This is a genomic window from Pseudactinotalea sp. (genome assembly GCF_048594945.1).
Taxonomy (GTDB): Bacteria; Actinomycetota; Actinomycetes; order Actinomycetales; family Beutenbergiaceae; genus Pseudactinotalea.
Genome location: NZ_JBMDXJ010000269.1, coordinates 1 through 6,039 on the forward strand (window position 1 = coordinate 1; position 6,039 = coordinate 6,039).

General features: G+C 64.1%; 8 protein-coding genes. 3 read left to right on the forward strand and 5 right to left on the reverse strand.

Annotated features, from left to right (window positions below):
* Nucleotides 1-161 precede the first annotated feature (161 nt).
* Genes ACOJSN_RS11675 through ACOJSN_RS11685 form a run of 3 tightly spaced genes read right to left on the reverse strand, consistent with a single transcriptional unit; the run spans nucleotide 162 to nucleotide 1,274 of the window.
* Nucleotides 162-704, reverse strand: a complete 543-nt coding sequence (locus ACOJSN_RS11675; protein ID WP_420112671.1) for a GNAT family N-acetyltransferase — start codon at nucleotides 702-704, stop codon at nucleotides 162-164.
* The gene (locus tag ACOJSN_RS11680) at nucleotides 701-988 is read right to left on the reverse strand and encodes a HigA family addiction module antitoxin (protein WP_420112676.1); all 288 of its coding nucleotides are present in this window, start codon (nucleotides 986-988) and stop codon (nucleotides 701-703) included. Before ACOJSN_RS11680 ends, ACOJSN_RS11675 begins: the two co-directional genes overlap by 4 nt.
* Nucleotides 873-1,274, reverse strand: a complete 402-nt coding sequence (locus ACOJSN_RS11685) for a type II toxin-antitoxin system RelE/ParE family toxin (protein ID WP_420112677.1) — start codon at nucleotides 1,272-1,274, stop codon at nucleotides 873-875. Before ACOJSN_RS11685 ends, ACOJSN_RS11680 begins: the two co-directional genes overlap by 116 nt.
* Nucleotides 1,275-1,431: 157 nt before the next feature.
* Here ACOJSN_RS11685 and ACOJSN_RS11690 point away from each other — a divergent pair, with 157 nt between their 5' ends.
* The 3 genes from ACOJSN_RS11690 to ACOJSN_RS11700 all read left to right on the forward strand — a co-directional run bounded on the left by ACOJSN_RS11690 (nucleotide 1,432) and on the right by ACOJSN_RS11700 (nucleotide 3,963).
* Entirely contained in the window at nucleotides 1,432-2,268 is an 837-nt protein-coding gene (locus tag ACOJSN_RS11690; protein ID WP_420112672.1) for an AbiV family abortive infection protein, read from the forward strand.
* 109 nt (nucleotides 2,269-2,377) lie between these two features.
* On the forward strand, nucleotides 2,378-3,505 hold the full coding sequence (locus ACOJSN_RS11695; RefSeq protein WP_420112673.1) for a helix-turn-helix domain-containing protein: 1,128 nt from the start codon (nucleotides 2,378-2,380) through the stop codon (nucleotides 3,503-3,505).
* Nucleotides 3,502-3,963, forward strand: a complete 462-nt coding sequence (locus ACOJSN_RS11700; protein WP_420112674.1) for a DUF4411 family protein — start codon at nucleotides 3,502-3,504, stop codon at nucleotides 3,961-3,963. The genes ACOJSN_RS11695 and ACOJSN_RS11700 overlap by 4 nt, the downstream gene beginning before the upstream one ends.
* 264 nt (nucleotides 3,964-4,227) lie before the next feature.
* Here ACOJSN_RS11700 and ACOJSN_RS11705 read toward each other — a convergent pair whose 3' ends face one another.
* On the reverse strand, nucleotides 4,228-5,535 hold the full coding sequence (locus ACOJSN_RS11705; RefSeq protein WP_420112675.1) for a hypothetical protein: 1,308 nt from the start codon (nucleotides 5,533-5,535) through the stop codon (nucleotides 4,228-4,230).
* Between the two features lie 341 nt (nucleotides 5,536-5,876).
* On the reverse strand, nucleotides 5,877-6,039 hold a 163-nt coding region (locus ACOJSN_RS11710; RefSeq protein WP_420112678.1), incomplete at its 5' end, for a DUF933 domain-containing protein.

Sequence of the window (6,039 nt, forward strand, 5' to 3'; positions counted from 1 at the left end):
GGGTGACATCCGCCTGCTCTGCAGCGCGCCATCACCCTCTGGGCCCTGCCTCCACCCGGACTCGCCCCTCGCCCGGGCCTGAACGCGGGGCAATCCCATCGGGGACGTCAGACGTTAAACCGGAACTCCACCACGTCCCCGCACGTAGGGCAGTCTGCGCCTCACTGCCACCCGTCGACCATCGGGAGAGGGTCGAAGGTTGGTGAAGGATCGGATCCCAGCCGTCCATAGATGTCCACGTCGATCCGCTGACCGCCCACGAGGAACTTCTCGCGCTCGATTCCCTCTCTTACGAACCCTGCACGCCTCGCCACTCCTCCGGATGCAGGGTTGTTCACCCGATGACCGCGCTCCAGGCGCTCCAGCCCGCGCGTGGTCAGCGCCCACTGCGCGATGGTGGACGCAGCCGCGGAAGTCCATCCGCGTCCGCGGACGGCATCCGTCATCCAGTACCAGTGCCAGCCGCTGCGGCTCTCCTCGTCCACGCTCACGCACACCAGGCCGACCAGCGCGTCGTCCGCGACGATCGCCCAGGCTTCGTGCGGCGAGGCCGGCTCCATCAGTCGGCTCGCATACCTCTCCGCCTCGGCGAGCGTCGACACGTCGCCCTGACGCGCCATGTCGGGGTTGGACCTGAATGCCGAAAGCACGGCCGGAGCATCTCCACGATGAAGCCGGCGCAATACCGGGGACGCAGCACTCATGCGACGCTCAATGGAGTGACCGCCGCCACCTTGTCACTCAGCGCCCGGCGCTCGAGCCGCAGCTCATAGTTCGACTGAAGATTCATCCAGAACTCCTCGGACGTCCCGAAGTACCGCGCCAGACGGATCGCCGTATCAGCGGTGATCCCACGCTTGCCGTGCACGATCTCATTGATCCGCCGCGGCGGCACCCCGATCGACACGGCGAGCTTGTTCTGCGTGATCCCGAAGCCGTCGATGAAGTCCTCCATGAGGATCTCTCCCGGGTAGATCGGTTCGATCAGGTCGGCCTCGGTGGTAGTCGACGAGTTCGACATCGTCCGCACCTCCCTCTCTCCAGACGAAACAGAGACGCCATTGCGCGTTCACGCGGATGCTGTGCTGCCCACGACCGTCGCCGACCAGCCGCTCCAACCGGTTCCCCGGCGGGATCCGCAGATCCTCGACATCCTTCGCCGCATGGATCAGCTCGAGCTTCCAAAGAGTCGCTCGCTTTACGGTCCGGTCGACGCGCTTGACGTACTGCCCATGCCAGATGCGCTCGGTGCCCTTATTCCTGAACGATCTGATCTTAAGGCCAGTCTATAACGGAGAGCGTTACTAACGTTATACGTTAAACCGGAACTCGACCACCTTCCCGCAGTGGCACTCGTCTGCGGAACGAGGCTGACCTGGCCGCTCCCCATCGCACCCGTCGCGTGTCAGTGGCTACGGGGACAATGGAACCATGGCCCGACGACAGCACCTCCCCGACGATCTTGCCCCTGACCAGGTCATAGCTCTACAAGACGCCCTGCTCGCGAACGCTGACCGGCTGCTCCGGGCGGCGTTGACGGCTCTCGACGAGGACGACGCTGCGCTGGCGAGGTCGCTGGGAATCCTCGGCATGGAGGAGTCCGGTAAGGCGATCGCGCTACACGAGCGAAGGATGGACATGACCCACAGTCCTGAGGGCGAGGAGTTCGTCGATGACGGGCTCAAGAAGCTCTGGCGGGAGCACCACCTCAAACTCGACATCGTGCACCGATTCCTGATGCTGGAGCAGTACTGGTTCGGCGTCGATCCCTCAGACTCGGAGGAGAACGCCGAGGTGCTCGGGACGATTCAGGAGTGGAAGCGTAAGCACAACTCCTTCAAGCAGCGCGGCTTCTACGTCGACGTGACGGCGGAGGGAGAACTACTGACCCCGCAGAGCGTCGCCGACCCTGACGCCGTGCGAGCGGTGCTTGAGCACGTCCACCAGATCGGGTGGCAGCTGCGGCTCGGCGAGCACTTCGAGGGCAGACGCCAGGAGGACCGGGAGCGCGCTGTGCCGCCGGCGACAGAAGAGATGATCGAGCACATGACGAGCCTGACCGGTCTCATGGACCCCGCGCTGGTCGAGCAGATGCTCAAGTCGGTGCGCGAGGGCACCGAAGGCGAGGACATCCGCAACGCCGCATACGGATTTACACTGTCGGACAAGCCGTTCGAGAACGCGGGTCGGGCTGGTTACGAAGCCCAGGACCGCCAGCTACACGCGCTATGGCAGAGCCTGCACGGCGACGACGAGCAGGTCGACTGAACAGCGAGGCCATACGGCGATCCTGCGCCCTGGACGTACGCGCTCATCGGTAAACTGGAGAGAGCAGTACCGGCCGGAGCAGGCCGAACGCCGAACAGGAGGGGGTCGAGTGGCACGCGCACCAATCGACGGCACCACCCTCAGATGGGCCCGCGAGCTCGGCAGAGTGCCCCGCGAAGAGCTCGCCAAGGCCCTCGGCGTGCAGCCCGAGCGCATCGACGCGTTCGAGTCCGAGGAGGTCCAGCCGACGTTCCGTCAGCTGACGCTCATGGCGACCAAACTCGACAGACCCTTGGGGTTCTTCTTTGCCCCCGCGCCCGCTGAGCCGGACGTGCCGGAGACTGCGGATTTTCGCGGGCGGATCCACGACGAGCTCCCGCCCGGTCTCGCGCGCGAGATGCGGCGCGCCGAGCAGCACCGCGACGCGATGCTGGACCTAGACGACCAGCCGCGAGAGCGCCTAGAACTCGGGCCGCTCACTTGGCAAACCCTCATCCGGAGATCCACGGATCTGCGTCACCAGTTCGGGCTCCTGGACTCCTTCGTCCCGACCGAGTCCCAGAACGGGCAGGTGTTCAACTTCTGGCGGGGCCTCATCGAGGCGCGCGGCATCCTGGTCTTCCAGACGACGAGGATCCCCCTAGAGACGTTCCGCGGCCTCTCCATCCACCACGATCGGCTGCCGATAGTGCTCGTGAACGGCGGCGACAGCGCCGCTGGCCGGGTGTTCACCCTCTTCCACGAGATCGCCCACCTCGCCAACCGCACCAGCGGGCTGTGCATGCTACGCGAGAACGTCAACGAGGAGGCCCTCGCCAACGGCTTCGCTGCGAACTTCCTCATGCCCGAAGCGAGCGTCCGCCGCCACGTGGCAGCAGACGACGACCCTTACGAGCTCGCAGTCAGCCTCGCGTCCGTCTTCAAGGTGAGCCCTCTGGCAGCAGCCGTCCGCCTCAAGACGCTCGACGTCATCGACGACGAGGACCTCGCGGAGGTGCGCGCGACCAGCGACGAGGAGTGGAAGAAGGTCAGGGACAAGAGGAAGAACAGCGACAGCTTCGTGCCCCCGTGGCGGCTGCGGTACCGCGATCTCGGCAGCACCTACATCGGGGCGGTCGCGCATGCCCTCGAGGACCGGCGCGTCGACATGATGGACGCCACCTACCTACTGAATGCGCGGCTGCCCATGGTAGAGCAGTTGCTCAGCGAGTACTACCGGGCCGGCGGTGCCGATTGACCTACACCCTGGACAGCAACATTCTCATCGGGCTCGTGCAGCGTTATCCCCGCGACATATTCCCGGGCATCTGGGACAGCATCGAGGAGTCCGTCGCCCGCGGCGAGAGCTGCATCTGCGAAGCGGTGCATCGAGAGGTCTACCGGATCGGGGACGACCTGCATAAATGGGCCAAGGATCTTCCCGGGTTCATTTGCTCAACGGACAGCGAAGAACTTGCGACCGTGAGGGCGATCGGGCAGGCGCATCCCGGATGGGTTCAGGGCCAGGTGAACGAGGCTGACCCGTTCGTGATCGCCCACGCGAAGTTCGAAGGCTCGGACGTCGTGAGCGAGGAGAACCGCAAAGGCCCCGGCGTCATCGACAAGAACTTGAAGATCCCCAACGTCGCTGACGAGCATCAGGTGCGAGTGCTGAAGTTCTTCGACTACGTCCGCACGGAAGGCTGGTCCTTCTAGGACGTGACTGGCTCTACACGCTGAACCGGAACTCGACCACGTTCCGGCACGGACCAACGTCTCGGGTTCCCGCGCCAAAGTCGTGTCCGGGAGGCCAGATTTGTTGGTGCCGACGTCCCACCGCAGACTGAGCGGACGTCAGTAGACTCGGATCATGGGCGTGGCACGCGTGGCGGCGGGCTGGTTGCTCAGTTAGGCAATCAACTCGCGGCGAGATGTCACTGGGAGGCAATAGCTGCTGAAGCCTGGCGAATCGCCGTCAGGTCAAGTGTGGCTACTGCGCCATGCTGTGGTCAGGCTGGAGAACTCTGAAGCCGGAACGTGCGAAGGCAGAACTGCAGCGGCCAACAGCATGTCGGCCAGACGACGGCATCCCTCAAGCACTTGCTCGGGCATGGCGGCGGCGCTGGCCTCGGTGAATGCATAATCGAGGCGTTTCCCGACGGTCGCCTTGTGGTGCTTGTCCAGGCGACCCTGGTACTCAGCGGCAGCCTCGATGAATGACTGCCAGCGCACCGGGAACAGGGCTCCGTCCGAGTCACGTAGGACGTCATCCCCAAACATGAACTCAATGGAAGCTGCTCGACCGTTCACGTTCGAGGTCGTGGAACCTCCAGGCCCGAGAGTCGGGTACTGAGATGCGTACGCGACGTCCGGGAGATTGACGACGGCGATCCGGGAGGGGAGCTTCGAGCCGTCTAGCTGCTTCGCAGCGACTCTCCCGGCGGTGTCGTTGTCCAACACGGCAACGATGCGATTCATCACTCGTGCCGCCGCCATTCCTTTGGTGAGCGACACGACCCGATCCGTCCCTCCAGGTGCCTGGTACTCAGCAAAGTCTAGGAACTCGAACAAGTATGCGGCTGCAGGCGCTGCCGTCTCCAGCGCACGACGTAGCCAGCGTGCGTCACTAGCGCCCTCGGTGATGACGATGACGGGGCCGCTCGCGGAAACAGCGGCGACCATTCGAGTGCGGGCTTCCTGGTGGGGCTCCTCGTCAGTGTCCATCCACCCACCGAGAACAAGGTCAGTGAGGTCGAGCGTCACAGTGGTGCCAGGACGGGCGTTCATGAGAGCGTGTGCGAGGGCGAACCGTGGATCGTCGAAGCTCCCCCGGAGCGACTCCCACATATCGTGAAGAAATCGCTGCTCGGGGTCCGACAATTTGAAGCGAGGGGCTTGCGCCGCCGCCTGACCTCGCCAGGTTGCGAGAGCAGCAGTGATGGAAGCACCATCGGGGTAGGTGCCGCGCCCCTCCTCCCAGGAGTCGCGCGGATCGATGCCGTCATCCTCGGGGACCTGAGTCAGTTCATCGTCGAAGAACGCCGTGGACAGCAACCGCACACGTTCGGAAGAGAAGCCTTGAAGTGCGAGGCGGGAGCGGAGGGCTTCCGCCGAGGCTGAGTACCACATCAGGCGGCGGTGCCACGCGAGAGGCTCGTCGGTTTCGGGATGAGTGGCGAACTGTTCCTCGAGCTGGGCGAGTTCATCACGTTTGGCGACGTCTACAAATCGGTCATCGCCTGTGAAGATCAACATCAATTGATCCGAGACGTAGTTCTTGCCGAACACCGGAGCGACTCGCTTCCCGACTTCGATCTGCCAACTAGAGCCCATCCAGAAATCTTAGCCGCACGCGTAGCGCCAGTATGAACCCGGAGACCTGTGGTGGGGACGACTCTGCCTCCTCTGCTGCTAGCGAAAACGTTCGGGGCCCACACTGCTGTGAAGGACGACCCGCTTCGCGCCGGACAACCGGACGAGGATCGGAGCGACCATGCAGGATGGATCATGGATGGACGCGCTTGAACTCGTGGTGGCGGCCAGGTCAGCACTCTTGGAGCGTAGTCCGCTACAGCCTCTTGCGGACCGGGAGTATCTGGTACCGCTCTGACCAGCGCAAACGCGCCTATTCAGACGTTGAACCTGAATTCGACCACGTCCCCGTCGCGCATGACGTACTCCTTGCCCTCCATGCGCACCCAGCCCTTGGCCTTCGCCTCGGCCATCGACCCGGCCTCCATCAGCTGGTCGAAGGAGACGATCTCGGCCTTGATGAAGCCGCGCTCGAAGTCG

Bases quoted from the DNA above. Each gene is read 5' to 3' on its own strand.
- ACOJSN_RS11675 (WP_420112671.1), bottom strand. From the start codon at position 704: ATGAGTGCTGCGTCCCCGGTATTGCGCCGGCTTCATCGTGGAGATGCT.
- ACOJSN_RS11690 (WP_420112672.1), top strand. From the start codon at position 1,432: ATGGCCCGACGACAGCACCTCCCCGACGATCTTGCCCCTGACCAGGTC.